Genomic DNA, 25,899 nt, shown 5'->3' with positions numbered 1-25,899 from the left:
CAAGGATAAACTGCTTAGCGGGTAAAGTTGCCACTCAATTGGAGATGTCGCCTGATGTGACGAACAGGCTTAGCGTCAAAACTCACTCATAACATCCCAAGCCGCTTCGCCCGCTCCAGCAACATCTTCACTGATGATGGCTGCCAGCTTGTCCGGCCGCGGGGTGTGCGCTCACGCATGTTCTCCAAGCGGGCGCAGATGGCCTGAAGCGTAATGTCGGGATCGGCGCCCTTGATGCCAGCAATAATGGCGGGCAGGCGATCGTCCGTTTCGCGGCGCCCGGCGCGGGCCAGCACCTCGGTAGGCAGGAAGCCGTCGCGGACATAGGCCTTCACAGCGCGCAAGAGACGGCTTTGGGTCCAGCGACGCGCCTCGGGCAGGGGGCCGTTGATGATGCGCACAACGTCTTCCCAGGCCAAGTCGGGGCGCAACCGGCGCACTTGGGGCACCCAGTCTTGAGCCGTCTCGTTCAGCCGCTCCATGTAGCCGTCTTGCCGCGCGAGCCGCACCTTGCGTAGCGCCGCTGGATCGCGGGCGCGTAAGCCCGGGTTCCCGCCGACCCGGCCCTTAGTACGGGCACTCGCCAGCCCCGCCTTGGTACGTTCGCGGATCAGCGCCCGCTCAAACTCGGCCGCGGCGCCCAGAACCTGAAGCGTGAACTTGCCTTGCGGGGATCCGGTGTCGATCGGGTCCTGAATGGACCGAAAGAACGCCCCCTTGGCCTCCAGCCGTTCGATCACCTCCAGCAGATGTGAGAGAGACCGCGCCAGCCGGTCGATCCGAACGACAACCAGCGTGTCGCCCTTGCTAATGCGCTCCAGCAAGCGGGCAAGCACCGGCCGCGCACGATTGCCGCCCGAGGCGTGCTCTTCAAAGATCTCGACGCAACCCTCAATTTGCAGGGCCTCAGACTGGGGCAGGGGGGTTTGATCCTCTGTGGAAACACGGGCGTAGCCTATCAGCGGCATGAAAACGGGCCGTTTGCAGTTTAATGTATCGCTACTAAACGACCGTTTGTGAACGCGCGCAAGGGGCGTTTCCCTCGTCGCGCAGAGTTCGGGAAGCCTTGTATCTATGGGCTGAAGCCCGCGAGAGGCGCTCCAGCGTTCTTGAGAAGACAGGGGCCTCGGGCGCCTCTATAGTAGAGAAAAACGCAGCCCCTCAAACTCCATCGTCAAGCGCGCAAAATAGCTTTATAATGCGCGCATGAGCCGATTGCGCCCGACAAACATGGACTATGACGAGATGACTCTCGAAGACTTGGAGGCGTCCGAGGGCAAGGATGAAGTCGACCTCTGGTTCCTGCCCGGGCCGATCGAGGACGAACCGGATTACCTGCCTCCCGGACCTACACCTGAGGCGAAGGAATCCGATGTCGTCGATGCTTGGCGCGCGGCCGAGGCCGGGCAGGCGGCGCAGCTTGCTCGCGTCTCGGCCCGGTTGGGTATCCTCGATGAACGCCTGCGTCGGGGCCCGGCAGGCTGGCGGCAGCGGCTCGCCCTGATCGAGGCATCGGATCTCAGCTGGCTCACGCAGGACCGGATCGGCCTCGACCGGCTTTCCCTTTACATGGCGCTGCGGGTTTCGACCGCAACGGATGATGCGCAGGCCTTGTACCGGATCGGCTGGACCGTGCGTCGGCTGACCGGTGGACCCGCGCCGCTGACAGTTCGGTCGTGTGTGGGCGATCTCGAAACCTTCCTTGATCGATGCCAACGTCCTGGGCAGGGAGAGCGTTTCGAAGAGGCCAAAGCTCCCTCGCGCTTGCTCGAAATGGCAGAGCCCGAAGCTTTCGAGGACCGGGCTGCCGGATGGCTCGCGATGATGGGTCAGGCCGACGACCTCCACCCCGTGGCGCGGGCCTGCATGGGTTTTCATCTCTGGCATGTCGCGGAGCTCTCGCCGGTCGACGATCCGGTCGAGGCCGCGGTGACGGCGTCGCGTGTTGCGATCACCGAGCTCGCACCGTCAGGGAGCATGCCCGGCGCGATCTTCGCACCGATCGCCATGGGCGGGGGAGGGGGCTTCCGGGCGATCGGGGACCCGCCCGCCCGGTTAGCGCGCTGGCTGAATGCGATGGAGAGCGCGACATTCGCAGCCCTGCGCAGGCTCGAGGAGATCGAGGCTTGGGCGGCTGCCGCGGAACGAACGATGGCCCCCCTATCGGGCAAGACGCCGCCGATGCTGCGGAACCTCTTCACAAGCTGGCCGCTGGTCTCAGTACAAATGGCCGAGAAACTGACAGGTACGCATCGGTCAACGGTTCAGCGCAACATCGACTGGATGGACGAGCAGGGCCTCATCCGGGAAGTTACGGGGCAGGGACGATACCGAATGTGGCGGATCGTTGAGCTTCGCTCAACAGAGGTAAATTCGATGCCCGAAAGGCATGATGAGCAGCTGGCTGAAGATTTCTTCGATGTGCTGGCCGCGCGCCAGTGATCTCCGGATTTTTTTCCTTCAGGTTTCCGCGTCCCGCAGCTCTCTCAGAGCAGCCAGATAGCGGTTCATGCGGCGCATGTCATTTTCGGTCAGCGCCGACAGTCGCGAAGCGTTCAGATTGTCGAGGATGTCTGCCGTTTTGGCCCGGCGCGCGATCTTGTTGCCCTTGGCGCGTCGGACGAAGGCCACGTAGACGGCCTCGCTGTCGCCTTCATCCTCGGGCCTCTTCGTGACAAGGCGTAAAGCGTCGAGCACAGTCGGCGAGAAACCTTCTTCCTCAAGGCGCTTGAATGTCCAGCCAGGGCCGTCTTCGATCACGTCATGCAGGACGCCAACGATCCGTTCGTCGTCGGTCTCCAATGACATCATCACCCGGAGCGGATGTAGCAGATACGGCGCGCCGGCCTTGTCGGTTTGTCCCCGATGGGCTTCCGCAGCGATTTCAATGGCGCGTTGAAGGTTCAATAGCTTCTCCTAGTGTTTGAATATGATCGTGACCATTCGGTTGGTATTTTTGGAACTTCACATCACTCCCATGGCGCAAAGTTTGGCGTGGATACAATGATACGGTTCCTAAGAGCTTCGAGTTCTGGGGAAATTGCTGCATGGGTTCCCTGATGCGGCAAAACTTCCCCGTGTAATTGTGCACGCAGCTCCATCCACCGCTCCTTCAGGACCTGCCAGTTGTGATCATCATAGGTCCCGCTGACAACGACAGGATGAATGCGTATACGTGGTGGGTCGCCCTCGGCGTGCCCATACCAATTTTCCAAGTCTCGGAGCCAACGGCTGCCCTTGCGGTCCACGCGACCGATCTGTTGTTCAACAATACCCGGGTTCCATTCTGCATGCAGTATGACTACAGTGCGGCAGGCTTCATGCAGGTTTAACCCCTCTCGCCCAACACGGGATTGAGCGAGAAGTACCATTGGCCAGCTGGAGGCGCGGTTGAATGCGGACTGCAGCAAGCGGCGTGTTTGAGGTGGGGTTGCGCCAGACATCATCCTGGCAATATTACCCTCGCGCCCGGAAAAGTCCTGAAGATACGATGCCAGCCTAGACTGCAAAACACTGTCGTGTTCTTGCTCTTCATCGGTTGATAGGTCATCCAGCAGCCCTTTGAACAGCGCCAGCATTTCGTCGCCGGACCACGGTACGTCAGCACTCTCACGCCTGTCGTCAAGCGCCTCCAGTAGTGCCCCGATATCGCCTTGCAGCTTTTCACCATCGTCATCTTGGCGCAAATAGCCAACCAACAGCGCGGCGGTATCATCCTGCGGTGCCAAGGCTTCGAGTTCACGATGCAGCCTTGCAAGCTCTGTGCGGCGCGCACTGGACCATTTCCGATATCGGTCGGTCAGCATCTGGTTGATCGAAGTGATACCGCCTGTCGTCACACAGAGATCAGGGTCGTTCATGGCGGCAAGAACGGCGGGTTCGCTCTCATCCCGTAATTTTGAGGCTGGCCAGTGCCGTCCGTCTCTGAGTCGCCGGAGCATTTCGCGCGCGTCCAGTAGCCGGGTCAGCGCATTCATCGGAGTTATGAAACGCCCGAAAACGAGAACCTTTTTGTCTCGTTCGGCATAAGACTCGATAAGTCGAACTGCGGCTAGTATCGCAGGATGGGTGTATATATCCGCAGGCTGGCCACGGAAGGCATCGAACCAGAATGACTGCGGGCCTTCTAACTCATCTTCCTGCGGCAGCTGTTCAACAGGTTCGGATTCGTGTGCGAGACCAAAACCGTACCCTTGGGCGACCGAGAGTCGCGCACACTTCACGCGATGATCCTCCTGCGGCAGGATAGAAAGCGCTTCAGCGGCACAAAATCGACGCAGCCAGTCGCGCGTAAATCCCTCTGTTTCAGGAGGGGACTGTTGCATTATTCCTCAAGTTGGCCTGTTTGCGGCTAAGGCAGAGCACCGATCATGCGGCATCCTCGAACAGTCCGCGGATTAATTCGATCTCGCCTTTGACGCTTGGTAGCTTGTGATAGATGTGACCTCGTTTGATGGTCCAGATTGTCTCGATGCCGCTTAGGGTCGCCTTGGCCGATCGCAAGGATCGAAAGCTCTGCCGGTATCCGAGCAGCCGTTTCATGGCCGAGTGATCGCTCTCGATCAGATTGTTTTGCCACTTCCGGTCGATATGCCGGATGCTGTCAAAGTGAGGATCATAATGGTGATTGATCTCACGAATGACGCGTCGATAGCTGTGCGTCTTGTCCGTCACTATCGTTAGAGGCCGGTGCAGCCGGACACGCTCGATAGCCTTGTTGAGAAAGGCACTTGCAGCCTTTCCATCGCGTCGCGCGGTGGGGCGGAAGTCGACCATCTGGCCATTGGCATCGATGGCACGCCAGAGATAGCGCCACTTGCCACCGACGCGGATGTAGGTTTCGTCGACATGCCAGTCGAGGCTCGCGCGTCGCAAGTGTTTTTCCGTACGCTTAGTCAATTCGGGACCGAACTTCTGCACCCAGCGATGGATGGTCGACCGATCAAAGGTGACATCGCGCTCCGCAGGGAGTTCGACCACATCCTGAAAGGACAGTGGGTAGCGCAGGTACCACCGCACAGCGCACAAGATGATGTCACGTGGAAAGCGGTGATGTTTGAACAGTGACTTGCCCGGCATGCTTAACCTCAAAAAGCCAAAACTTGGACAAACACGTCGATTAATGCAACAGTCCCATAATGGCTCGTCCTACGTCGCCGCCGACCTGGTCGACTATCTCGATGCCAAGGGAATGGTTCACGTTCGCGGTGCGCCGCATCATCCCCAGACCCAGGGCAAGATCGAACGCTGGCACCAGACGATGAAGAACCGCGTGCTGATAGAAAACTACTTCCTGCCCGGTGACCTGGAACGGCAGATCGGCACCTTCATCGACCACTACAACAACCATCGATACCACGAAAGCTTGGCCAACCTGACACCCGCCGACGTCTATCACGGCCGCGGCGCAAAGATCCTGAAGATGAGAGAGGAGATCAAGAAACAGACAATCCGAAAGCGTAGATTGCAGCACAAAAGCCGCCGCCGCCTAAACTCAAAAAGAAACCGAACCAGAGCCTCCGTTACGAAACGGCCCAGGAAGTCCGAAAAACCCTGACGACGGACAGCCAGCCTGTCCGTTGGATTACTTATGGCAAGGATCGGTGGCGTCCGTAGGATAGCTTTCTCATTTAGAGACAATTACTGGACATCGAAGCGATCGTCGAATTAGCGTGAAAATGCCTTCCGGACTTAGTTTAGTCGAAGGCCGGTCTCCGGCGAGAAAGCATGCATTTTTGCCGGGTCGGCACGCAATCCGACTCTGTCGCCCGTGCGAACTCCCAGTCCAGGATCGCAGCGCACCATCAGCTCGTCATCTTCCAGAGCTGCACGAAAAACTGTGTCGGAACCCAACTTCTCTACGAAGGTAATTGGCAGCATGCCTTCATCGTCGAGCAAAATGTGCTCGGGTCGCACTCCTAAAGTTAGCGCCGTGCCTGGTCGTCTGTCCGCCTCTGACAGTCCGTCGGGCATCGCCCAAGTTGCGTTCCCCGTTCGGAGTGTATTTGTTTCGGTCACAACAGCCTCGAGGAAATTCATAGGGTTAGTTCCGATAAAATCGGCGACGAAGAGGCTTGCCGGGCGCGCGTACAAATCAAGCGGCGGCGATATCTGTTCTATCTTTCCCCTATTTAAAACAACGACGCGGGTGGCCAGCGTCATCGCCTCAACTTGATCGTGGGTCACATAGAGAGCAGTCGTTCCCAGTTCCTGCTGAAGCTGCTTGATCTCGCGTCGCATCTGGCCGCGCAGCTTGGCATCCAAGTTTGACAACGGCTCGTCAAACAAGAAAGCTGCGGGGTCGCGCACGATCGAGCGCCCCATCGCGACGCGCTGACGTTGCCCGCCTGAGAGAGCGGCGGGCTTTCGGTCCATAAGTTCATATATACCCAGCTTTTCAGCAGCCAGCTTTGTACGGCTTGAAATTTCGCTGTTGGACGCCCCTGCCAAGCCGAGACCCCAGCCCATGTTTCTCGCCACGGTCATATGTGGGTAAAGGGCGTAGTTCTGAAAAACCATTGCCACGTTCCGCTTCTGCGTTGGCAGGGTGTCGACACGTGTATCGTCGAAATGAATTGATCCGCCGCTCACATCCTCGAGCCCAGCGACCATCCGCAGAATGGTAGACTTGCCGCAGCCCGATGGACCAAGCAAAACGAGAAACTCGCCATCTTCGACATGAAGGTCCAGCCCCTCAATCACGTCGACGGCACCATAAGTCTTTGCCACATTGCGCAACTCAATCCGAGCCATGTCTCAATCCTCCGATGGATGTGTTAGGGCGGCCAGCTGTTCGGACGGAGCGGCGACCGCATCCCATGCCGCACGGAACAGGTCATGGCGGCGGGCCGAAAGGGTCGACCGTGGACCGTGCCCCACTGCTGCATCGGTGACGGCCCACGACCGTGCAGCAGTCAGGTCAGGCAGACGGCCAATTCCGGCGAAACCGACCATTGCGGCACCCAAACTGGTGGTGTGTTCTGCGCTGGCCAACGACCGGACATCACAACCCAGCGTGTCGGCAAGCAGTTGGCCAAAACCAGCACCCCCGCCGAACGTGCCCGAGAAGGTCAGTACAGGCGTAAAATCACCGTGGGCCGCAAGGACATCTTTTATCGTGCGAAGCTGAAACATCACGCCTTCCAGAACCGCGCAGGCAATGTCGTCGATACCGTGTTCCCGACTTAACCCAATGAACGTTCCAGCCGGAAAGCTGATCCAGTGTGGTGTGCGCTCGCCCTGCAAATACGGCAAAAACAGCGGAGCGTTTGCAGTCGCTTGGTGCGATATCGCGCGCTGTGCAAGACTGGCCGCATCGGTACCCACAAGCCGCGCCGCCCATTCAAGCGCACCGCCCGCCGCATGCATCGCGCCCGTTTCAAGCGCCAGTCCCGGAACCACATGTGCAAACGTGGCAAGCCCGCTGTCCGGATCGCACGCGGGGCTATGGGTGGCCTTGGATATCCACGCGCTCGTCCCCAATGACGCGTTGGCGTCGCCAGCAGACAGCGTCCCGGCCCCCGCACCTGCAACGGGGCCGTCACCGCCACCCAGAACAACAGGCAGACCAGCCGTCAGGCCAAGCCGCTGTGCCGCCGCTTTCCTCAGCGGCCCAACCACCGCCGTCGACGGCAGGATCTCGGGCGCGAGACGCGACGGAATGTCATAAAGCTCAAGCAGGTCATTGGACCAGGTTCCGCCGCGCAAATCGAATAGTCCGGTGCAAGAGGCATCAGAGGGGTCGGTGACCAGCCGCCCGGTTAGTTGTGCGACCATCCAGTCCTTTGGTTGCATAAAGGCAGCCGCCTGCGGCTGTGGGTCATTCTCAGTCAACCACGCGATCTTGGGCGCGGTGTATGTCGGCGATGGCGGGTTACCGGTCAAGCGATGCAACGTGGCAGCGCCGTATGACTTGGCGGCACGCGCAGACTGAGCCGCAGCCCGCTGATCCGACCAGATAAGACAGGGCGTAAGCTGCGCGCCCGTCGCATCCACAAGCAGACCCGCCGACATCTGCCCGGTCAGCGCAAGCCCGACAACCTCGGACAACTCTGACCGATCCTCAAGATCCTTCATCGCAGCCTCAAGCGCTGACAGCCAGTCAGTTGGCGATTGTTCCGCCCAGCCATCGCGTGCGATACGTGTTTCATAGCCCCGACGCGCGGTCGCCTTGACACGGCCATCCACGGAGACAAGCGCCGCTTTCAACGACGATGTTCCAATATCTATGGCCAGCATGAGTTCCGTCATCGAACCGTCTCGACAACTTGCTCCACCAGCGGCGCGGCCTGTGTCCCGGCCCACAGTTTTGTCAGGCGCTCTGATAGAATTTCAGGATCTGGCTCGATACCGCGCAGGATTGCGGCCAGTGCTGACAGGGCCTCGTTGATGTCGCCGCCCGCCGCCCGATATGCCACCATGGGTTCCAGAAAGCGTTCATCGGGTGCGAACTTGCGCCAGGGGTCGCGAGCAACAGTCTCGATCCGACGCGAAATACCGGAGAGCGACAACCGCGCGATGCTCTTGTCCCGATACTCCACAATCTCCTGCAAAGAGTAGTCGAACCGATCCACAAGATGCTTGCATAGCATGTCGATCAGGGGGGCCACCGTGTCGCGAACCTTCGGATCAGAGACGGCTGCGTACAAGTATCCGAACCCCCGGCTTTGGCCCACGAATGCGCAGCTATCAGCCAGCGTATTGACCAGATAACGCTTGCGAAAAAACAACCCGTCTACGTTTGCCACCCTGTCCGGGCCGCGCAGGTCCATATCGCCGTCAACGACCCATTCGCTGTAGTCTTCGGTTTCGATCGTGGCTCCATCGGCACTCGTCGCGCAAATGCGATCCACCACGCAGTCGGGGCACTTCAAACCGGCAACGCCGCCCGCACGGTCAAACAGCCCCGCAATGTGGGCACCGACATTGTGCAGGTTTTCGCACCCGACGATCACGCGGGCACGCTCGGGCCCACGCTGCCACACAGGGGCAAGCCGGTCCACGACACCAGTTAGGTTGCCAACCTGCACCGAGGTCGTGACCACATCTGCATCTTCGATGGCCTTACCAAGGTCGACGGTATCCTCACCAATTAGATGGGCCGCACGGATTGGAATGAATTCGGTCCAGCACCCCTCGTCCCCCACGATTTCAAGAGTGTATCCTTCGTCCCGCCTCAACCGTGAGATCAGCGCGGCATCCGTGTCCGCGACCTCGACATCGCCGCCCGCTGAAACGATCCGTGGTAGGACAAGCCCACGGCCCAGCGCGCCCGCACCGAAATGCAAATGGGTCATTTGACGGCCCCCATCGACAATCCGCGCACCAAATAGCGTTGCAGCACAAGGACAAGAAGGACAACAGGTACGGTCGCCAGCAGGCCCGCCGCCGAAAGACGACCCCAATCGACGGCAAGAAACCCGACGTATTCCGTGGCCATATAGGTCGGCAAGGTCCGGATATTGGTGCCTGTCAACGTCAGCGCGAAGAAAAGCTCGTTCCACGACAGGATAAACGCCAGTGCTGACACCGTGACAAGACCGGGCACGGCTGACGGCAATACGATATGCGTAAGCACGCGAAGACGAGACGCGCCGTCGACATAGGCAGCCTCTTCGACTTCCACGGGCAATGCGTCGATAAAGCTGCGCATCACCCAGACAATCAATGCCAGCACGACAAGCAGGTGCCCAAGAATGAGGCCCGTATAACTGTCCAGTAGATTTAGGTTTTGATAGACTTGCAGCAAAGGCACAACGACGACGATCGCCGGCAACATCTTTGTCGACAGGATAAACTCGGCCAGTTCGAACCGTCCCCGCATTGACGAACGTGACAGGACATAGGCAAAGGGAACACCTAGCAAAAGCCCCAGACCCACCGACCCCACACCAACGATCAGGCTGTCTTGCATCGCCGCACGAAATCCGGGGGCCGACAGCACAGCGGTGAAATTGTCCAGCGTCGGGGTGAATACAAAGCGTGGCGGAAATGCGATCTGGTCGATTGGCCGCTTGAGGGCCTGCAACAGCATCCACAGAATCGGCGCGAGGGTGATCACCGTGCCGATGATAAGCCAGAGCAAAGCGAGTGTGCGGGCGAGAAGCGAATGGCGCATATTATGTCGACTTCGTTAAGGCGCGCCCGATGGGTCGTGCCGCAATGAGAGTGGTCACCAACAAAAGCACCCCGATGCTGGCGGCAGTCTCCGGTTTGAAGAACAGGAAGGCCTCTTTATAGGCGCGGATCACCAGCGTCTCAGAGGCCCGCCCCGGCCCGCCTTGGGTCATGACATAAATGACATCAAAGGCCTTGAACGCCTCCATGAAGCGAAACACGAATGCGACGAGCAAAACACTGCCCATCATCGGAAGTGATATTGAAAAAAGTTCTTGCCGCGCCGTCGCGCCGTCAATCCGCGCCGCCTCTGACACATCAGCGGGCAGTGACCGAAAGCCTGCGTGGATGATCGCGAAACAAAACGGTGTCCACTGCCAGACATCGACCATCATAACAGTCGCAAGCGCCGTCGGCGTTTCGGTATGCCAGCCCGATCCTGACCATGCAGCCAGATCAGCCACCGCATTGACCACGCCAAGCGCAGGGTCAAGCATCATGCCAAACGTCAATGCCGAGACCACCGGCATCATGGCCAAGGGGATAATCAACACCGAAGCAAAGAAACGTCGTGTGCCTTCGACAAACTCAAGCGCATAGGCAAATGAAAAGCCAAGCAGCATCGATATCAAAGTTGACCCCACCGTAAAGATGACGGTGTTGCTCAGAACCTGCCAGAACCCTGCAGTGGAGAGCGTCTCGCGGACCACGGCCAGCGAAAGCCCGCCATCCACCCAAAACGCCTGCCCAAGCGTGACAATCAGCGGGTAGGCCAGCAGCGCCAGCAATGCGATGACAATCGGAAGTGTCAGAAGCGGGGCAAAACGGCCGTGCCGAATTAGCATGTCGACCTCCAAAGGGTGATCATGGGTCCAGTCGGGAAAAGATGCTCCGCCATGACGGGCGGAGCACCCAAAGTACACCTATCGGTTTGCACTTATTGCAGAATGCGGGCCCATTCCTCCTGAACCCCTTCAAGCGCCGAGGCTGGCTCGACATTGTCCATGATCGCTTCCTGGATCTGGACCCGCAGGGGATCCATCAACTCAAAGAACTTCAGGTTGGCGGGCGAAATGACGGCGGTGTCCAGCGATGTTTTGACCGCGTCTATGAACTCGGCGGGAAAGACCGCATCAAGCCCATCGACCTCCCAAGAGGACGCGCGCGCCCCCAGCACACCTTCGAGAGCAATCCGGCCCTGCATTTCAGGCGATGTTGCCCACTGGATAAAATACCATCCAGCCTCGGGCTGCGGGGCTGTTGCAGAAAGCGAAATACTCCAGAAATGCGAATGACCAACGGGCCCGGCAGGCCCGGCGACCATGGGCGCGATACCCACTTTGCCGACCACATTGCTCAGCTCAGGATTCTGAAGGCGGGCGAAGATCACCGAACTGTCAAGAAACATTGCCGCCTGCCCCGACAGCATTGCGGTGTTGATTTCGTCCCAGTCATAGCTGGTCACACCGCGGGGTGCGGTCGCCGCAAGGCGGTCATACATCGCCAGCGCAGCACTGGCGTCAGGTGTGTCGATGACCGGCTCCAGATCGGGCACGGTGACATAATCTCCGCCAAAGGATCGGACATAACCGTAGAAAGGCCACCAGTTCGACGCACCGCCGCGCAAGGTAAAGCCAGCAAAGTCGGTCTCCTCGGAAATGCGCTCCGCCGCTGCGGCCAATTCGTCAAATGTCGAGGGGACTTCAATGCCAAGGTCGTCGAGGATGTCGGTGCGATAGACCAGCACCTGCGCCTCGGACGTTATCGCGATCCGGTCGACGTAGCTTCCCCCGATAGAGGACACATCGCGGGCGGCAGGAAAGAAATCCTCCCAATCATAGCCCGCGGCCTCGGCGGCATCGAGATAAGGCTGCAGATCGGCCGTCCAGCCTTCGGCCTGGAAGGTGGGCGCGTCGTAATACTGCGTCATGAACACGTCCTGGGAAAAGGTGCCGCTTGTCAGATCGGCGGCCACACGGGTCATGAATTGCTGCTCCGGCAGCTTGGTCAGGTTGACCGTGATACCCGTCAACTCCTCGAACTCGGGAATGAAGGGCTCGATCGCCTCCTGCCAGGGGTGGCGCGACATCATGACATTGATATCGGTGCCATCATGGGCACGCCAATCGAACGTCTCCTGCGCCATCACAGGCGCGCCGCCAGACGCTGCCATCATGACAATCATCGCAGTTGAGTAAACCTTCTTACTAAGCATCCTGACTCCTCCCAAAATGTGTTAATTAGGTATTTCGATATACCTTCGCCGTCACACCTGTCAATGAATTTTTCGTACAGTGAATCTATGCTCAGCATTTATTGCCTCGCATCTTCGAAAAAAACAAACTTTCATCGTGCGAGAGGTTGATATTTTTGATATATCGAAATATCAGATCTGAGCACGGCATAGGATAAGCGGTTCACATGACATACGATGTTCGTCCAGAAATAACGGTCTCGGGCACGGCATTTGCAGGGTGGCAGGCCATTCGCACAACGCCGATTGTGACAGACAATCCGTCATTGCGAATCGAGTGCTATCCGGGCGTCGATGTCACCGGGGTCCTTGATGCTTTTGATCCGGGACACGAAAAACTGCACGTCGATACGCACGATTTACGGCTCCCCCCCAATGAGCGCGCCGATCTGCTGTCGCCCTTTCTGACTGACGACAGGGTGTTCGGCACGTTCGCGCCGCCAGACACGGCACCGCTGGAGATCGCAGATTTCCTCGACGACGTGCTCGTCTCCTCGGTGAGGGACTGTATAAACACACATGTAAGAGACGGAGGTTCGGTTCTTATTGCGGGGCCGGGTGCGGCTTATGTCGCAACCGGGACAGAGCTTGACGCCGCTCCATTGATCTATGCCGACATGCCGCGCTGGGAAATACAGACGCGGCTGCGCGCAGGGCGGGGCACATGGCTTGCGCCGGAACCGTTCGATGACATGCTGCGGGCCTTCAAGCTTGGCTATTTCGTCGAGTGGCGCAGTGCAGACCGGTGCAAGATGGCGCTGTTTGATGATGTGGACCTGTTTCTGGACACCACCGACCCTGAAAACCCGCTTGCGACGACGGGAGAGGACATGCGGAGGGCACTTGGGGCGGTTGTTCAAAGGCCGTTCCGAACGGTGCCGTTTTTCGACCCGGGTGTCTGGGGTGGTCAATGGATGAAGCGGGAATTCGACCTCCCCGATGGCCCGGACAATTATGCCTGGGGCTTTGATTGCGTCCCGGAAGAAAACTCTCTGCTGTTGGCGTTTGATGGCGGAACGCTTGAGGTGCCCGCGATCAATGTCGTCTTGCGGCACCCCGAAGACCTGCTCGGCAAACCCGTTTTTCAGCGTTTCGGCGCCGAGTTTCCAATCAGGTTCGATTTTCTCGACACGATCGAAGGCGGAAACCTGTCGCTGCAGGTGCATCCTGATGCAGATTATGCCCGCGACCGGTTCGGCCTGTCATACACCCAGGACGAAAGCTATTATATCCTTGCCGCAGAGCCTGATGCACACGTGTATCTGGGCTTGACCGACGGAACATCGCCGCAACACTTCTTCGACGCCCTGCACGAGGCGCAGGAAGGGGGCGGCGATCTGGATGTTGCTCGGTATGTCAACCGACTTCCCACCGCGCGGCACGACCATTTCTCCATTCCCTCGGGCACGATACATTGCGCTGGCCGCGGGTGCATGGTTCTCGAAATCAGCGCGACGCCCTACATCTTTACATTCAAACTCTGGGATTGGGGCCGTCTTGGTCTGGACGGGCGTCCCCGTCCGATCCATGCTGAACATGGACAAAACGTGTTGAAAGGTGATCGGGATCGAACGTGGGTTGATGCCGAAATTCTGGAGCAATCCGAAATTCTCGTGCGCGATGGAACCTATGTCGAGGAACGAACCGGCCTGCATGCGTCGGAGTTCATCGAAACCCGGCGCCATTGGTTCGACAGTGAGGTGCAGCAGGAGACAGGCGACAGTGTTCATGTCCTCAACCTCGTGCAGGGCGACGGCGCAATTATCGAAAGCCCGACCGCGGCGTTCAAACCCTTCGTGGTTGGCTTTGCAGAGACCTTTATCATCCCCGCAACAGTGGGTGCCTACACATTCCGGCCAGTTACCCCGGGGCAGGCTTGTGGGATGATCAATGCGGCGGTGCGGACATGACCGATGAAGCTGCTCCCTCGCGACTGACCCTCAATGACGTGGCGACCGCGTCAGGTGTATCCAAGGCCACAGTCAGCCAGGTTCTGCGCAATACGGGCCGCATCTCGCCCGAAACGCGGCGGCACGTTCTCGATACAGTCAAACGGATCGGCTATGTCTACAACCGCTCGGCAGCCAACTTGCGGGCGGGTCGTTCAACAATTGTCGGTATTGGCATCAGCAGCCTGGTGAACCCCTTCTTCGCGGATCTCGTCGAAGGTGCATCCGAAGTGCTGGAGGCGGAACAGTATTTTCCAATGGTCGTCGCGCTTGATGACGACCTGAAAAGACAGGACCGGTTCGGCGTCACGATGCGCGAAACCGCCGCTGCAGGCGCAATCCTGTGTCCCGCGCCGCACACAACGGCTGATCGCATCGCGCAGTTCGCCGCCGGGGCGGAACGCTGTGTCAGTGTCCTGCGCCGCCCGGTGCCCGGCATGCTTGATTTTGTGGGGGTCGACAACGATGCCGGAATTGAGATGGCCGTCGCACATCTGACGAACCTTGGGCACCGCGACATCGGATATATCGGCGGAAGACCATCGTCTGAATCTCGGGATGCCCGCCTCGCATCTTGGGCGCGCTCACTCCGCGATGCGGGTCTGAACCATGACGCTGCCCGAACCGAAGCCTGTGATGCAACGATAACCGCCGCGTCCCAAGCGACGGCGCGGCTGCTTTCCCGGTGCCCCGAATTGACCGCACTCGTCTGCCATCAGGACATCGTCGCCTTTGGTGCTTCAATCGGTTTGCACAAGGTCGGACGTGTTCCGGGCCAGACATTCGCGTTGGTGGGGTTTGACGACATCAGCATGGCGGCGGATTGGGATCCGCCCCTCACGACGGTCTCGGTCACACCCCGCGAATTGGGTGCAGAAGCGGCCCGGTTGCTCCTGCGCCGGATTGCCGAACCAGAGGCCCCCCTCAAGTCGGTTTTCATACAGCCCAAACTCATCATTCGAAAATCGACATGAGTGCGCACGAGGAAACCGGTCTTCTGACCCCCAACGTTGACGCGCTGCAGCAGACGCTTCTGGACGACATCCTCCCCGTCTGGATCGATGCGGGCTGGGACACGACAACCGGTCATTTTCACGAAGCGTTGTCACTGGACGGCAATCCTCTCACCTCGGATCGCCTCAGGATCAGGACAGCCGCCCGGATGATCCACGTCTACGCCGACGCGGCACGGCTGGGATGTGGGCCAGACGGGGGCCTTGCCGCTGCCGTTCGCGCAGCGGACGCGATTGAACGTGACGCAAAACGGGTCGGGGGCGGCTATGTGCATGAGATTGCGCGCAACAGCGGTAAAATAACCGATCCCAAACTTGATCTCTATGATCAGTCTTGCATGATCCTTGCCTTCGCAAGCCTGCATCATGCCACGGGCGACCCTGTGTACCAGGCAAAAGCGGATGACACTCTGGCGGTGATCGACAGGGGTCTTGCGTCCTCTTCAGGCGGCTGGCGAGAAGACAACGCCGGCAGTCTTCCGCGCCGCCAAAATCCGCATATGCATATGTTTGAAGCGCTCTCAGCGTTATACGCTGCAACTGGGGCAACCCCCTACCGCGCGCGGCTCTCGGGTCTCATAAACGGGCTGACCACACATTTCCTATCTCCCGAAGGCCTGTTGGTTGAATTCATGGGGCCGTACTGGGAACAGGATGCCCGCTATGGGTCTCATCGGCTTGATCCGGGACACATGGCCGAATGGGCTTGGCTTTTGCGCGATAACGGACCGGCGGATGGCCTTGCGCCGCCCGACTTGCCGAACCGTCTTCTCGCCACTGCGATAGACATAGGACGTGATCCGAACGACCAACGTTTCCTTTTGGACGAGGTCGATGCAAGCGGGCGACACGTCGGCAAGGGGCGACGGCTCTGGTCACAGGTGGAATATATAAAGGGATGCCTTGTCACCGGGCGATTGAACGATGCAGAGGTGACGGCGCGCGGTATTCTTGAAACCTACCTTGCCGGAGGCACCCGCGGTCTTTGGCATGACGCGATGACCGCAAAGGGTCGTCCGGTCGACGGTCCGGCGCCTGCAAGCTCCTGCTATCACCTATGGACTATGGTCGCCGGCATTACAGACCGCCGGTCTTTGAGGGCGGCGCCATGATGGCTTTCATCCACATGTCTCAACATCACCATACGCGGTTCGCGCTGCCAGCCCCGTGCACAACTCCAAAACGACCACAATCGTCAGAAAGGAACGCACCATGCCAGACTGGATAGATGCCTGTCACGTCGATGATATCGAAACCGAAGAGGTCATCCGTTTTGACCATGCGGATCGGACCTACGCCATTTACCACGCGCCCGACGATGCATTTTATTGTACCTCGGGCTTGTGCACCCACGAGGATGTCCATTTGGCTGACGGCTTGGTGATGGATTTTGAAATCGAATGCCCAAAACACTCGGCGGTGTTCGATTATCGCAGCGGTGAAGTTCTTTCACCACCGGCCTGTATCAATCTAAAAACCTATCCAACAAAAATTGAAGACGGCCGCGTCTGGGTGAATTTGAGATAATATGGTCCCTGTCCGATTGGCCGCTACGGAATTGACACAAATCTGGTCGGCAACCGCCACAAACTCTTACGCGTCTCACCGGAGGTAGACATGGATGATAATCTTTATGGCAGCCGTGACAAACGGGGCAACTGGACGCCAAATGAACCCCTGAAAAAGGCACCTGTATTCGTGTTGCCACCCCAGCCGCGTGCATTTCTTAAATGGCTTCCAACGTATTTTCTGCCCTGGAATGTCATTCTCATGTTGATCGCCGGCTTGACCTGGTACGCTCTGACGCCATCTCAGGAAACGCTCAGCGTGCTTTCAGCAGACTGGATTTTATATCTTCTTGCCAGAAACAGCTTGGGTATTTTTCTTTTTTATGGCGCATTCCAACTGCATTTCTACTGGATGCGTCGCCAAGATATTGCCTTCAAATATAACGGCAAATGGCCGCGCAAAAAAGATGACAGCTTTCTTTTCGGAAGTCAGCTAAGGGAAAACCTGTTTTGGACTTTCGCCGCAGGTGTACCCATAATGACGGCATATGAGGTTTTAATTCTGTGGGTATTTGCCAATGGCTATATGCCCTTCGTCTCATTTGGAGAAAATCCGATTTGGCTCGCGGTGCTCTTTCTCCTTGTCCCCCTGATCCACGAGGTTCACTTCTATCTCGTTCACCGGCTCATCCACATCCCGCCACTATATCAGTGGATTCACAGCCTTCACCACAACAGCGTCAACCCAGCCCCTTTTTCCAGCCTGTCGATGCATCCGGTCGAACACCTTTTGTATTTCAGTGGCATCCTTGTTCACTTTATCCTGCCCTCTAATCCATTCCTTGCGATGTACCATTTATATTTCGCAGGATACGGCGCAGTGGTCGGCCATGTCGGGTTCGACAAGGTTGTGCTGAATGATGAAAAAGCAGTTCCGACACATGCATACAACCACTATCTCCATCACAAGTATTTCGAGGTGAATTATTCGGAAGGTTTGGTCGCGCTTGATCAGATGTTTGGTACCTTTCACGATGGCTCAGAGGACGGTGATAGGTTGATGAAGGAGCGTTTTAGGCGTCGGCGCGCTAAGTTGAATAGCTAATCGCCGGGGCCGGCTGTCTATGGGTGCTGGGTGCATCCGCCGCTTCTTTCCCCATAGTAGGCTACTGTCGCGTAGCCTTTAAATGTGAGATGTTGCCTTTTATTCTGAGATTCTTGCCGTTAAAGGTGAGACAGGGTTCACAGGGCTGGTCTATAAGTGACGATGCAAGCCGATAGCGAAGAAGTCGGAGGTATCGGCGCAGAGGATCAGCGCCGAGCATCTGTCTTGCGACCCTTGGTTCAGGCCTATTTGTCAGGGTCCGGCAGTTTGGAGAGCGGGGTCCGTGACGCTGTCTGGGAGCTGGGAGTAAGCCGAGCGACGGTCTGGCGGTGGATCCAGAGGCTTGCCGAGGGCGGCGGCCGAACCAGTGCGATTGTTCCTCGAAAACGTGGCCGTCCATCGGGAACCGCCATGGTGCCCGACGAGGTTGAAGCCATCATCGAAGATCACCTAATGCGATACTACTTGCGCCGGGAGCGTCCCAGTTTGGCGCGGGTGGTTAGCGAAATCCGCAGTGCGTGCGGTCAGCAAGGTTTTCAGCAGCCGACGCGCCGGACAGTTCAGCGCCGACTCGATGCGATGGATGCGCGCGAGGTCATGAAAGCGCGCGAGGGGGCGAAGGCTGCACGGCAGCGTTTCGCGCCGGTGACAGGGCAGAACGCGGCGGAACGGCCGCTGGACGTAGTGCAGATTGATCACACACCGGCGGACGTCATCCTTGTCGACAGTTTCGAGCGTAAACCCATCGGCCGGCCTTGGGTGACCCTCGCGATCGACATCACCTCACGCATGGTGACGGGATACCACGTGAGCTTCGAGGCGCCATCTCGCCTTTCGGTGGCCTTGTGCCTTACGCAGGCTGTCGCCCCCAAAGCAGAACTGTTGGCTGACCTTGAATGCGCCGTGCCTTGGCCTGCCCAAGGCAAACCGCGCAGCATCCATGTCGACAATGGCCGCGATTTCCGGTCCCAGGCCTTTCAGTCAGCTTGTGCGGAATGGGGGATCAACCTGGTCTACCGACCGCCAGGAAGCCCTCATTTTGGGGGGCATATCGAACGGCTGATCGGCACGATGATGGGCGCAGTGCATCTCCTGCCGGGAACCACCCAGTCGTCCGTTGCGGCCAAGGGCGGCTACGATGCAGAGGCCAATGCGGCGATGACCCTGCGAGAGTTCGATCGGTGGTTTGCCCTCGAGATCTGTCGTTACAACAACAGCATTCACTCAAGCCTCAACTGCACACCCGTTGCCAAGTGGGACGCGCTCGCCGGAGAAATGTCCGACGACATCCCTTTCGACATCGAGGCGTTTCGAGTGAGTTTCCTGCCAAGTGCGCATCGGCAGGTTCGGCGCGACGGCATCCACCTGTTCGACTTGCGCTACTGGTCCGACGCTCTCGCGGGTTATGTCGGTCGTCGGGACGGAAAGGTAGTTGTCCGGTACGATCCTCGCAATCTTTCGGCCGTCTGGGTCGAACTGGATGGCGGCAGATGCGTTGAGGCCCGGTATCGCAACCTAGAAATCCCGCCTGTGTCGCTCTGGGAATACCGCGAAGCCATGCAAAAGGCACGGGCCATGGGGAAGGTGGGCACGAATGAACTGGTCCTCGCCGAATTGATCCGGCAGCAACGCCAGATCGAGGGTGAAAGCCGCGCGCTGACCAAGGCTGAGCGCAGGTCCCGTGAAAGGAATTCTTCGATGAAGGGTCTGGCTGCCGATGATCGGGGATCGGAGGGGCTGCGTCCAGTCGACACCGGTGATACATCGCGCCCCATGTTCAAGGTGGAGCGATGGTGAATTGAGGGCAGAAACTGAAGAAGACGGCCGCAGTGCCCTCATTCAATCGGACATCTGGATAGGCTTTCCTCGAGCGGAACAAGTGCTGGACCGGCTGCATGGTCTGATTGAGATGCCGCGGCAGACCCGCATGCCTGGCCTTCTGGTGCATGGGGCGTCCGGCATCGGCAAGACGATGATCGCCCGCAATCTATCACGCAGGTACGCACCGGAGTATGATCCGGAATCAGGTATCACGCACACACCGCTCCTTCTTTTGCAGGCGCCACCAGCCCCGGACGAGCGGCGGTTCTATCTGCACATCCTCGCTGCCGTCGGTGCCCCTTCGTCGACGCTGAGCATGAAGGCCCAGAGTGTTGCTTCGCTGGAAGTTCGGGTCGTGGGCCTTTTACGTGACCTCGGGTTGCGGATGATCATGATCGACGAAGTTCACAACCTTCTGGCAGGCACGCACCGGGAACAGCGCCGGTTCCTCAATGTCTTGAGGTATCTCAGCAACGAACTGGAGGCATCCTTGGTCTGCTTCGGCGTCAGTGAAGCCGTCGATGCCATTCGCGGTGATATCCAACTGGCCCGTCGGCTTGATGAACACCACTTGCCAAATTGGCGCGATGATGCCGAGTTCTCGGATATGATCCAGACCTTGATCGCGGCCATGCCGCTGGAGAGGAAGTCCAATCTGAAAGTGCGGTCGCTCAAGCAGATCCTCGCATTAACCGGCGGGGTTACGTCCCGCATCTTTGCCTTGGTCAAGGATCTGTCCATCGACGCTATCATCAGCGGTGACGAGTGCGTCACTGATGATGCCATCGCAAAGTGGACACCGGTCTGGTCGCGCCATGCAAACGCCCAGCGACGGCTCGAGAGGTCGCGGGCGTGAAGTGTCGCCCACTGCCCAAATCGGTGGCGCCGGTGCCGGACGAGTTGCTTTCTGGTTGGTTGTCGCGACTGGCCGCTTCCAATCATTGCGAGGTGGCAGATCTCCTCAACCATATCGGTATCGACGGAAAATATGCCGCAGCCCTCGATCATGATATCGACATGCTGGCTGCGGATAGGATTTCTGCTGCGGCGCGTATCGACCCCGCGTTCGTGCAATCCATGACTTTCGCGGCGATGCCGGAGGCAGAGATGCGGTTAACCGCACAGGTGCCGTTTCAAGCTTGCCCAAACTGCGCTGATGGCGGCCTTGAGCTCAGGCACTGGCGTAGGGCTTGGGCGTTCGACTGCCAGATGTGTGGTGACCGGCTTCTTCCCAAGGCAGACAGGCAGAAGGGCGCAGCTGTCTCCGAAAAGCTGATTGAGCGTGCCCGACATGGGGCAGCGGTGTTGGAGCGCGTCGCGATGTCTGGCAGCGCGCGTCAACTACGCCGATCAATGCGAGCGGTCACCTTCGCGATGGGATTGAAAGCCTTACGTGGAGATCCGTTCTTCGCGCTTCAAAGGCCCAAACCCAACATAAGGCTGTTCTGCCTGGCAGCCATTGCCTCCGGCCAATCACGTCCACTGGTAAAGGCAGCGTTGTGCAGCGTGGACATCGACGTCTACGCACGAATTGCACTGCTGCGCGCCTACGAAAAGGAGCCCCGGCTGCTTGCAATCGTCGACCAGATAGCTCAGCGAATGCGACTACGGGCCGACGTCTCAGCCATCTCATCTCATATTTAAAGGCAAGAAAAGCCGGGAAACGCGCCGTGTCTCAGATTTAAAGGCAACGCGACACTGGGCTTCGCGCAGCGTGGTGAAGATTTCGCCGTTCAGCAGTTCATCCCGGAAGCCGGCATTTAAGCTTTCGCAATAACCGTTTCCCCACGGTGATACCGGCGCGATGAAGGCCGTCTTTGCGCCAACGGCCCCGATCCAGGCCCGCACTCTCTTGGCAATGAACTCCGCGTCATAGCACGTCAAGAAGAAGGGCTGCTGGTAGGTTATGGCCACCCGCTGTACTTCAGCATCCCCGTAATCATGCGGTATCCATAGCGCCCATACTCTTCGGCCAGCGCGATGATGTCCTCGGTCAGCCGGGCTTCGTCCGGCAGACCACAGGGCACCTTGCGCTGCGTAGAGCGATGCTGACCCAATGTGCGGCAAACCCGGCGCTCGGAAACGCTGAGGGTCTGGCGCACATGGTCGATGCACTGCCTGCGGCGGGAAGGGCTTAGAAGAGCTGGTGCGTTCGGAGCTGAAAACCATGGGACTGTCAGGAATCCCGTGTGCGGGGCCATGATAATGGAATTAAGAGGAGCATCACATGGCGATCGAGAAGGACCTACTGGACTAGCTTCTGGCTGGCCGCGACCCGCAAGAGTTGTTTGCGAAGAACGGGCTGGTCGATGAGCTGAAGAAGGCGCTGTCGGAGCGGCTACTGAACACTGAGCTGGATGAGCATCTTGTCGGCGACGCCGGCCGCAGCGTCGGCAATCACCGCAACGGCAAGTTCCGAAAGACGATGCTGACCGGCACGTCGAAGGTGACGCTGGACTTTCCTCGGGACCGAAACGGCACGTTCGACCCGAAGCTGATCGCGAAGTATCAGCGGCGATTTCCTGATTTCGATGACAAGGTGATCTCGATGTATGCGCGGGGGATGAGCGTGCGCGAGATCCGGGCGGTCGAGGTCACCGGGAACCACATCGGCGACGCGCCAGTGCTGCCCGATTTGCTCAGCCAGATCGCACCTGAGCAGGAGATCGGCAGCGTGACCGTAGATGGCGCCTACGACACGCGCAATTGCCACGATGCCATTGCGGATAGAGGCGCCCACGCCGTCATTCCGCCCCGCAAGAATGCCAAACCCTGGAAGCCGACCACGGCCGGTGCGGTGGCACGTAACGAAGCTCTTCGAGCGTCGAAATCCCTGGGGCGGACGATCTGGCGAGACTGGAGTGGATACCACCGCCGAAGCCGGGCGGAGACAAAGATAGACTGCATGAAGCTGCTGGGGCAGCGCCTCATGGCGCGAGACTTTGACCGCCAGGTGGCCGAGGTCCAGGTCCGCATTGCTATCATGAACGGATATACCGCACTCGGAATACCCGTCACAAAGGCCGTGGGCTAAGTGTGTCTGGGGAAGGGGGAGGTCCCGTCAGCAGCCGCTTTGTGCAACAAGGCCCGACCGAAGTGTCAAGCGACCGGCAGGGTGCGTCGTGTGACCTGCGCCGTGTCTCCCTAGGCAGCTGCCCATTTCTAAACTTGGCGGATAATGCCGCTTGACTTAAAAATGAAAAAGGTTTTTGAATTGTGAAATATCAGGGAGGATACAATGAAAACGATTCTGAACCTTACTGTCGCCGGTGTCGCCGCCATGGCGGGGGCTGCGCAGGCGGAAACAACGATCCGCTTCGGCCACATGAATTCGCCCACACACTTCGTGAACACGGCGATCAGCAGCATGGCAGAGGCCATTTCGACACGCACCGACGGCGAAGTGGTGTTCGAGATGTTCCCCTCGGGCCAGCTTGGTGAGACCTCGCAGGTCGTCGAGCAGATCGCACTGGGCAGCGACATGGCAAGCCAGGTCGGACCGGGCAGCATCGCAAACTTCGTTCCCGACTTCGACATCATCGCCTTTCCCTTCATGTACGACGGGATGGAGGACGCGCAGCGCCTTCTGGATAGCGACGTGATCGCAGAACTCGAGGCGCGGGCGGAGGCAGAGGCGAACATCAAGGTGATGTGCTATTTCGCCTTCGGCATTCGCGACCTTTACACGCGCGAAACCGAAGTCCACGCTCCCGAGGATATGGCGGGCCTGTCGGTCCGGGTTCAGCCGGTCACCATGTACACCGAGCTCGTCAAGCAGGTTTTCGGGGCAGCGCCCACGCCGATGCCATGGCCGGATGTCTATTCCGCGCTTGCCCAGGGCGTGATCGACGCGGCAGAGGCCCCGCCGGCGGCCATTCTGGACCAGCGCCATTACGAAAGCGCCCGCTATCTGATCCAGACCAACCACATCCTCGATATCTCGCCCATCATAATCGCGGCATCGACGTTCAACGGTCTGGCTGAAGACCAGCAAGCCATCGTCCTTGAGGAAGCGCAAGTCGCCTGCGACGAGATGACCGCTGCGGCCCTGGGGGGCTACGAGGCCGGTATCGAAGAGCTGCGTGCCAACGGCATGACGATCATCTCCGACATCGACCGCGCGGCATTCTCGGCCCGGGCCGCGGGTATCGCGGACTCCTTCCCGAACTGGTCCGAAGGCCTGTTCGAGCGCGCCCGCGCTGCCATCGACGGCTGATTGACCGCAGGTCTGTCGGTCGCGCGCCGCCGCTTGGCGTAGCGGCGCGCGACGCCTAGGTTCGAGGAGGGACGCGCATGATCGGAACGATCTCCGACTGGATCAATAGGGCCACCTTCTTCGTTGCGGCGCTGTTACTGATCTTTCTGGTAGCATTGGTCATTCTGGCGGTCGTCATGCGCTATGCGATCGGGCAGCCGCTGGTCTATTCATACGATCTGTCAACGCTTCTGTTTGCATGGACAGTCTTTCTGGGGCTGTCGCTGGCCGAGCACAAGGGCGCGCATCTTTCGATCATCAGGCCCGAGGATTTCGTCGGGCCGCGCACCGGACGCGCGATCGAGATCGTGCGTCTGACCGCCTTGCTGGCGATTTCGCTCGGGACGCTGTGGTTCGGGGTAAAGCTGCTCGGGCGAGCGGTCATGGTCATTCCCTCCATGCGCATCTCCATAGGGTGGCTCTACGCCAGCCTTCCGATCGGCTTTGGGCTGCTGTCGATCGAATATTTCCTCAAGCTGCTCATTGCCTTTAGCAAACGCGGGGGCGCTCCACGGGCCTTGGCCGCACCGCAAACCGGCCACGCAACCCTATTCAAGGACAGCAAGTGATGGGCTGGATCTCCGCAGGGCTGTTTGTCATCCTCGCACTGGCGGGAGTCCCGGTCGCGCTGATCTTTCTGGCGATCATCGCCGCATGGGTCGTGGCCGACCCCGCTATCCTCGACGTCGTCGCGGCGCAGCGTCTGGTCATGGGGACGCAGAGCTTTCCGCTCCTGGCGGTGCCGCTCTTTATCCTGACAGGCGAATTGATGAACATCTCGGGCATATCGCACCGGGTAACGCGCTTTGCTCTGGCGCTCACGCGAAACTATTCGGGTGGCCTCGCCAAGACCAACGTCGTGCTTTCGACACTGCTATCGGGCATGTCGGGCTCTGCAAATGGCGACGCAGCCATGCAGTCAAAAATCCTCGTGCCGCAGATGATACGCAACGGCTATCCGGCGGCGTTTTCGGCGGCTGTGACGGCCTCATCTGCACTGATAGCGCCACTCATTCCGCCCGGCATCGGGCTCATCCTGTTCGGGTTTGTCACCGACACATCAATCGGCGCGCTTTTCGCCGCCGCAATCCTGCCGGGGTTTCTATTGGCGTCGGCGCTCTTGGTGCTCGTGCATTTCCAATGCCGCCGAAATGGCTGGGACCCGGCGCGGGAGACAATAGAGGACGACGTGCCACTTGGTGTCGCGTTTCTTCATTCGCTTCCTGCGATCCTGATGCCCGTTCTCATCATCGTCGGAATTCGCGGCGGCGTCTTCACGCCGTCGGAGGCGGGCGGACTGGCCGTCGCCTACACGCTGGTCTTTCTTGTTTTCTACCGCGAGACCAGCCTAGGCGAATTGGTCGAAGCGCTGCGTTCCACAATCGTGACAAGCGCTGCGATTATCTTGATCCTCGCTGCTTCTGCGACACTGACTTGGGTTTTGACGTTCAACCATGTGCCGCAAGCAATCGGGGAAAGCCTTTTGTCTGTCACGGATGACCGGACAGTGATGCTGATCCTGCTGTCCTTGCTGCTTCTTGTTGCGGGAATCTTCATCGAGGGCACAGCGCTCATCCTGGTTCTGGCGCCGATGCTGATGCCCGTGGCCGAGGCACTCGGGGTGAGCCCAGTCCATTTTGGGATCGTATTCGTCTTCATGATTCATATGGGTGGCATCACCCCACCTGTCGGAACAGTGATGTTTACGACATGCGCCATCACTGGCGTGTCCATCGGACAGTTCAGCAAGGCGATCATTCCGTTTCTTTTGGTCTTTTTGCTCGTCGCGCTGATCCTCATTTTCGTGCCCGCAGTCTCGACGCTTCTAGGCGGGAGCGGTTGACCGGCGAGACCTCAGCTCGAACATCTTCTAACGCA

23 protein-coding genes and 2 pseudogenes are annotated in these 25,899 nt (G+C 58.9%); 14 read left to right on the top strand and 11 right to left on the bottom strand.

Annotated features, from left to right (window positions below; genetic code table 11):
• Nucleotides 1–86: 86 nt before the first annotated feature.
• Nucleotides 87–968, bottom strand: coding sequence for a recombinase family protein (locus LOM8899_RS19650; RefSeq protein ID WP_093993959.1), 882 nt, complete (start codon nt 966–968; stop codon nt 87–89).
• 277 nt (nt 969–1,245) lie between these two features.
• Between LOM8899_RS19650 and LOM8899_RS19645 the strand changes: the two genes are divergently transcribed.
• Entirely contained in the window at nt 1,246–2,442 is a 1,197-nt protein-coding gene (locus tag LOM8899_RS19645; RefSeq protein WP_245820634.1) for a helix-turn-helix domain-containing protein, read from the top strand.
• Nucleotides 2,443–2,460: 18 nt separating this feature from the next.
• Here LOM8899_RS19645 and LOM8899_RS19640 read toward each other — a convergent pair whose 3' ends face one another.
• The 3 genes from LOM8899_RS19640 to LOM8899_RS19630 all read right to left on the bottom strand — a co-directional run bounded on the left by LOM8899_RS19640 (nt 2,461) and on the right by LOM8899_RS19630 (nt 5,079).
• Nucleotides 2,461–2,907 (bottom strand): HD domain-containing protein, encoded by a 447-nt coding sequence (locus tag LOM8899_RS19640; RefSeq protein ID WP_093993957.1) that lies wholly within the window; start codon nt 2,905–2,907, stop codon nt 2,461–2,463.
• 62 nt (nt 2,908–2,969) lie between these two features.
• Complete coding sequence (locus LOM8899_RS19635) at nt 2,970–4,325, bottom strand: helicase-related protein (RefSeq protein ID WP_245820633.1); 1,356 nt, start codon at nt 4,323–4,325, stop codon at nt 2,970–2,972.
• A gap of 43 nt (nt 4,326–4,368) precedes the next feature.
• Nucleotides 4,369–5,079: an IS6 family transposase gene (locus LOM8899_RS19630; RefSeq protein WP_093993956.1), complete on the bottom strand. Its 711-nt coding sequence runs from the start codon at nt 5,077–5,079 to the stop codon at nt 4,369–4,371.
• 52 nt (nt 5,080–5,131) lie between these two features.
• Between LOM8899_RS19630 and LOM8899_RS19625 the strand changes: the two are divergent.
• Nucleotides 5,132–5,476 (top strand): annotated as a pseudogene (locus LOM8899_RS19625) (integrase core domain-containing protein); the annotation flags it as partial.
• Nucleotides 5,477–5,691: 215 nt separating this feature from the next.
• On the opposite strand, the gene LOM8899_RS19620 reads toward LOM8899_RS19625, so the two are convergent.
• The 6 genes from LOM8899_RS19620 to LOM8899_RS19595 form a co-directional block, all read right to left on the bottom strand.
• Nucleotides 5,692–6,753: an ABC transporter ATP-binding protein gene (locus LOM8899_RS19620; protein ID WP_093993955.1), complete on the bottom strand. Its 1,062-nt coding sequence runs from the start codon at nt 6,751–6,753 to the stop codon at nt 5,692–5,694.
• Between the two features lie 3 nt (nt 6,754–6,756).
• The gene (locus tag LOM8899_RS19615; protein WP_093993954.1) at nt 6,757–8,250 is read right to left on the bottom strand and encodes a xylulokinase; all 1,494 of its coding nucleotides are present in this window, start codon (nt 8,248–8,250) and stop codon (nt 6,757–6,759) included.
• Entirely contained in the window at nt 8,247–9,296 is a 1,050-nt protein-coding gene (locus tag LOM8899_RS19610; RefSeq protein WP_093993953.1) for a mannitol dehydrogenase family protein, read from the bottom strand. The genes LOM8899_RS19615 and LOM8899_RS19610 overlap by 4 nt, the downstream gene beginning before the upstream one ends.
• Nucleotides 9,293–10,117, bottom strand: a complete 825-nt coding sequence (locus LOM8899_RS19605) for a carbohydrate ABC transporter permease (RefSeq protein ID WP_093993952.1) — start codon at nt 10,115–10,117, stop codon at nt 9,293–9,295. Before LOM8899_RS19605 ends, LOM8899_RS19610 begins: the two co-directional genes overlap by 4 nt.
• A gap of 1 nt (nt 10,118) precedes the next feature.
• Nucleotides 10,119–10,904 carry a carbohydrate ABC transporter permease gene (locus tag LOM8899_RS19600; RefSeq protein WP_168770608.1) on the bottom strand — a complete coding sequence of 262 codons (786 nt, stop codon included), beginning with the start codon at nt 10,902–10,904 and terminating at the stop codon, nt 10,119–10,121.
• 149 nt (nt 10,905–11,053) lie between these two features.
• On the bottom strand, nt 11,054–12,331 hold the full coding sequence (locus LOM8899_RS19595; protein ID WP_093993950.1) for an ABC transporter substrate-binding protein: 1,278 nt from the start codon (nt 12,329–12,331) through the stop codon (nt 11,054–11,056).
• A 206-nt stretch (nt 12,332–12,537) separates the two neighbouring features.
• On the opposite strand from LOM8899_RS19595, the gene LOM8899_RS19590 reads away from it, so the two are divergent.
• The 8 genes from LOM8899_RS19590 to LOM8899_RS19555 all read left to right on the top strand — a co-directional run bounded on the left by LOM8899_RS19590 (nt 12,538) and on the right by LOM8899_RS19555 (nt 21,410).
• A complete protein-coding gene (locus LOM8899_RS19590) occupies nt 12,538–14,280 on the top strand; it encodes a class I mannose-6-phosphate isomerase (protein WP_093993949.1) in 1,743 nt (580 codons plus the stop codon).
• Nucleotides 14,277–15,293 (top strand): LacI family DNA-binding transcriptional regulator, encoded by a 1,017-nt coding sequence (locus LOM8899_RS19585; protein WP_093993948.1) that lies wholly within the window; start codon nt 14,277–14,279, stop codon nt 15,291–15,293. Before LOM8899_RS19590 ends, LOM8899_RS19585 begins: the two co-directional genes overlap by 4 nt.
• Nucleotides 15,290–16,444, top strand: a complete 1,155-nt coding sequence (locus LOM8899_RS19580) for an AGE family epimerase/isomerase (RefSeq protein WP_093993947.1) — start codon at nt 15,290–15,292, stop codon at nt 16,442–16,444. Before LOM8899_RS19585 ends, LOM8899_RS19580 begins: the two co-directional genes overlap by 4 nt.
• A gap of 100 nt (nt 16,445–16,544) precedes the next feature.
• A complete protein-coding gene (locus LOM8899_RS19575; RefSeq protein ID WP_093993987.1) occupies nt 16,545–16,859 on the top strand; it encodes a MocE family 2Fe-2S type ferredoxin in 315 nt (104 codons plus the stop codon).
• A gap of 90 nt (nt 16,860–16,949) precedes the next feature.
• Nucleotides 16,950–17,945 carry a sterol desaturase family protein gene (locus LOM8899_RS19570; RefSeq protein ID WP_110521992.1) on the top strand — a complete coding sequence of 332 codons (996 nt, stop codon included), beginning with the start codon at nt 16,950–16,952 and terminating at the stop codon, nt 17,943–17,945.
• A 411-nt stretch (nt 17,946–18,356) separates the two neighbouring features.
• Nucleotides 18,357–19,742: a TnsB C-terminal domain-containing protein gene (locus LOM8899_RS19565; RefSeq protein ID WP_245820631.1), complete on the top strand. Its 1,386-nt coding sequence runs from the start codon at nt 18,357–18,359 to the stop codon at nt 19,740–19,742.
• Nucleotides 19,663–20,622, top strand: a complete 960-nt coding sequence (locus LOM8899_RS19560) for a TniB family NTP-binding protein (protein ID WP_245820629.1) — start codon at nt 19,663–19,665, stop codon at nt 20,620–20,622. Before LOM8899_RS19565 ends, LOM8899_RS19560 begins: the two co-directional genes overlap by 80 nt.
• A gap of 32 nt (nt 20,623–20,654) precedes the next feature.
• Nucleotides 20,655–21,410: a TniQ family protein gene (locus tag LOM8899_RS19555; RefSeq protein WP_245820627.1), complete on the top strand. Its 756-nt coding sequence runs from the start codon at nt 20,655–20,657 to the stop codon at nt 21,408–21,410.
• A gap of 54 nt (nt 21,411–21,464) precedes the next feature.
• On the opposite strand, the pseudogene LOM8899_RS23765 reads toward LOM8899_RS19555, so the two are convergent.
• Nucleotides 21,465–21,907, bottom strand: a pseudogene (locus tag LOM8899_RS23765) (integrase core domain-containing protein); the annotation flags it as partial.
• 119 nt (nt 21,908–22,026) lie between these two features.
• On the opposite strand from LOM8899_RS23765, the gene LOM8899_RS23865 reads away from it, so the two are divergent.
• From LOM8899_RS23865 to LOM8899_RS19530, 4 genes are all read left to right on the top strand, one after another.
• Entirely contained in the window at nt 22,027–22,800 is a 774-nt protein-coding gene (locus tag LOM8899_RS23865; protein WP_281253256.1) for an IS5 family transposase, read from the top strand.
• Nucleotides 22,801–23,004: 204 nt separating this feature from the next.
• The gene (locus LOM8899_RS19540) at nt 23,005–23,982 is read left to right on the top strand and encodes a TRAP transporter substrate-binding protein (RefSeq protein WP_093993943.1); all 978 of its coding nucleotides are present in this window, start codon (nt 23,005–23,007) and stop codon (nt 23,980–23,982) included.
• A 77-nt stretch (nt 23,983–24,059) separates the two neighbouring features.
• Nucleotides 24,060–24,590 (top strand): TRAP transporter small permease, encoded by a 531-nt coding sequence (locus LOM8899_RS19535; protein WP_093993942.1) that lies wholly within the window; start codon nt 24,060–24,062, stop codon nt 24,588–24,590.
• A complete protein-coding gene (locus tag LOM8899_RS19530; protein WP_093993941.1) occupies nt 24,590–25,864 on the top strand; it encodes a TRAP transporter large permease in 1,275 nt (424 codons plus the stop codon). Before LOM8899_RS19535 ends, LOM8899_RS19530 begins: the two co-directional genes overlap by 1 nt.
• Nucleotides 25,865–25,899: the final 35 nt, after the last annotated feature.

The organism is Flavimaricola marinus (genome assembly GCF_900184895.1).
GTDB lineage: Bacteria > Pseudomonadota > Alphaproteobacteria > Rhodobacterales > Rhodobacteraceae > Flavimaricola > Flavimaricola marinus.
This window is presented reverse-complemented; position numbering and strand designations above follow the sequence as displayed.

Excerpts from the sequence above, each read along its gene's own strand:
- LOM8899_RS19650 (WP_093993959.1), bottom strand. The coding sequence starts at position 968 with ATGCCGCTGATAGGCTACGCCCGTGTTTCCACAGAGGATCAAACCCCC.
- LOM8899_RS19645 (WP_245820634.1), top strand. The coding sequence starts at position 1,246 with ATGACTCTCGAAGACTTGGAGGCGTCCGAGGGCAAGGATGAAGTCGAC.
- LOM8899_RS19635 (WP_245820633.1), bottom strand. The coding sequence starts at position 4,325 with ATGCAACAGTCCCCTCCTGAAACAGAGGGATTTACGCGCGACTGGCTG.
- LOM8899_RS19630 (WP_093993956.1), bottom strand. The coding sequence starts at position 5,079 with ATGCCGGGCAAGTCACTGTTCAAACATCACCGCTTTCCACGTGACATC.
- LOM8899_RS19620 (WP_093993955.1), bottom strand. The coding sequence starts at position 6,753 with ATGGCTCGGATTGAGTTGCGCAATGTGGCAAAGACTTATGGTGCCGTC.
- LOM8899_RS19615 (WP_093993954.1), bottom strand. The coding sequence starts at position 8,250 with ATGACGGAACTCATGCTGGCCATAGATATTGGAACATCGTCGTTGAAA.
- LOM8899_RS19610 (WP_093993953.1), bottom strand. The coding sequence starts at position 9,296 with ATGACCCATTTGCATTTCGGTGCGGGCGCGCTGGGCCGTGGGCTTGTC.
- LOM8899_RS19605 (WP_093993952.1), bottom strand. The coding sequence starts at position 10,117 with ATGCGCCATTCGCTTCTCGCCCGCACACTCGCTTTGCTCTGGCTTATC.
- LOM8899_RS19595 (WP_093993950.1), bottom strand. The coding sequence starts at position 12,331 with ATGCTTAGTAAGAAGGTTTACTCAACTGCGATGATTGTCATGATGGCA.
- LOM8899_RS19590 (WP_093993949.1), top strand. The coding sequence starts at position 12,538 with ATGACATACGATGTTCGTCCAGAAATAACGGTCTCGGGCACGGCATTT.
- LOM8899_RS19585 (WP_093993948.1), top strand. The coding sequence starts at position 14,277 with ATGACCGATGAAGCTGCTCCCTCGCGACTGACCCTCAATGACGTGGCG.
- LOM8899_RS19580 (WP_093993947.1), top strand. The coding sequence starts at position 15,290 with ATGAGTGCGCACGAGGAAACCGGTCTTCTGACCCCCAACGTTGACGCG.
- LOM8899_RS19575 (WP_093993987.1), top strand. The coding sequence starts at position 16,545 with ATGCCAGACTGGATAGATGCCTGTCACGTCGATGATATCGAAACCGAA.
- LOM8899_RS19570 (WP_110521992.1), top strand. The coding sequence starts at position 16,950 with ATGGATGATAATCTTTATGGCAGCCGTGACAAACGGGGCAACTGGACG.
- LOM8899_RS19565 (WP_245820631.1), top strand. The coding sequence starts at position 18,357 with ATGGTGCCCGACGAGGTTGAAGCCATCATCGAAGATCACCTAATGCGA.
- LOM8899_RS19560 (WP_245820629.1), top strand. The coding sequence starts at position 19,663 with ATGATCGGGGATCGGAGGGGCTGCGTCCAGTCGACACCGGTGATACAT.
- LOM8899_RS19540 (WP_093993943.1), top strand. The coding sequence starts at position 23,005 with ATGAAAACGATTCTGAACCTTACTGTCGCCGGTGTCGCCGCCATGGCG.
- LOM8899_RS19535 (WP_093993942.1), top strand. The coding sequence starts at position 24,060 with ATGATCGGAACGATCTCCGACTGGATCAATAGGGCCACCTTCTTCGTT.
- LOM8899_RS19530 (WP_093993941.1), top strand. The coding sequence starts at position 24,590 with ATGGGCTGGATCTCCGCAGGGCTGTTTGTCATCCTCGCACTGGCGGGA.